The organism is Coprococcus sp. AF99-45, from assembly GCF_027663865.1.
Lineage (GTDB): Bacteria > Bacillota > Clostridia > Lachnospirales > Lachnospiraceae > Allocoprococcus > Allocoprococcus comes.
Map to the genome: position 1 here is coordinate 1 of NZ_JAQDGZ010000055.1, position 1,599 is coordinate 1,599.

A 1,599-nucleotide genomic window follows, 5' to 3' on the forward strand; every position below is an offset into this window, starting at 1 on the left:
ACTACAATATATTTATGGTTAATATCCCTTACAGCCAGTAAGGAATTATCCATCTTGTTGCTTAAGCTGTATAATGATGGAGCAATCGGTATATCGTCTTCCAATCTTGGACTTCGCGTCCGTAAATTAGACTGATAACCAGCTCCTCATTCGCAGCGTTCGTTTTATGCAGGTTGAATCGCCATAGGTGCATTCGCGTCACACCACAGTAGATTGAATAGGCAATGAGTAAAACTGGTGTTTATCCATTGCAATAATCTTAAGGAGTGACAATTTATGAACGCAGTAGGTATCGATGTTTCAAAAGGTAAGAGTATGGTTGCTATCATGCGACCTTTCGGTGAAATTGTTTCCGCACCTTTCGAAATCAAACACACAGCCAGTGATATCCATTCACTTGTAGAACTCATCAACTCTGTTGAAGGGGAGTCCCGAATCGTGATGGAGCACACAGGACGTTATTATGAAGTCCTCGCCCATCAGCTTTCAAAGGCAAATCTTTTCGTCAGTGCCATTAACCCAAAACTTATCAAAGACTTTGATAATGATTCTCTTCGTAAAGTGAAATCTGATAAAGCGGATGCTGTTAAGATTGCCCGATATGCTCTTGACAAATGGCAAAATCTTAAACAGTATAATGTTATGGATGAATTACGCAATCAGCTCAAAACCATGAACCGTCAGTTCGGCTTTTACATGAAGCACAAGACGGCTATGAAAAATAATCTTATCGGCATCCTTGACCAAACCTATCCTGGTGTTAATACTTACTTTGACAGTCCTGCACGCAGTGATGGCAGCCAGAAATGGGTTGATTTTGCATCTACATACTGGCATGTGGACTGTGTCCGTAAAATGTCTCTGAATGCCTTTATCGACCATTATCAAAACTGGTGCAAACGTAAGAAGTACAACTTCAGCCAATCCAAAGCTGAGGAAATCTATGGAAAAGCAAAGGAACTTGTTCCTGTACTTCCAAAGGATGCCATTACAAAGCTTATAATTAAGCAGGCTGTGGATCAGCTTAACAGTGCCTCTACAACTGTTGAGTCACTACGCACTCTCATGAATGAAACTGCATCCAAACTCCCTGAATATCCTGTCGTTATGGCTATGAAAGGTGTTGGTGCTTCACTCGGATCTCAGTTGATGGCTGAGATCGGAGATGTTTCCCGTTTCACTCACAAAAGTGCTATTACTGCATTTGCCGGTGTAGATCCCGGTGTTAATGAATCTGGAAGTTATGAACAAAAAAGTGTTCCAACCTCAAAACGAGGTTCCTCTGATCTTAGAAAGACTTTATTTCAGGTAATGGATGTCTTAATAAAAACACACCCACAGGATGATCCTGTGTATCAGTTCATAGATAAGAAACGGGCACAAGGCAAGCCTTATTATGTCTATATGACTGCAGGTGCCAACAAGTTTCTAAGAATCTATTACGGACGAGTGAAAGAATATCTTTCATCTCTTCCAGAATCCTAATCATCATTATAATTCTCAGACCAGCACTGGTGTGGTGGTCTTATTTTGATACCTAATTTTCAACCTGTATAAAATTTTCAATGTTCTTCAATTTAGCCTTGACTTTTTATTTGC

Annotated in this window: 1 protein-coding gene; it reads left to right on the forward strand. The window is 40.2% G+C overall.

Features of this window, described 5'->3' with window-relative positions; all coding sequences use genetic code 11:
- Positions 1-276 precede the first annotated feature (276 nt).
- Complete coding sequence (locus tag PGR14_RS15970; protein ID WP_173686064.1) at positions 277-1,485, forward strand: IS110 family transposase; 1,209 nt, start codon at positions 277-279, stop codon at positions 1,483-1,485.
- The last annotated feature ends 114 nt before the right edge of the window (positions 1,486-1,599 follow it).

Excerpts from the sequence above, each read along its gene's own strand:
- PGR14_RS15970 (WP_173686064.1), top strand. The coding sequence starts at position 277 with ATGAACGCAGTAGGTATCGATGTTTCAAAAGGTAAGAGTATGGTTGCT.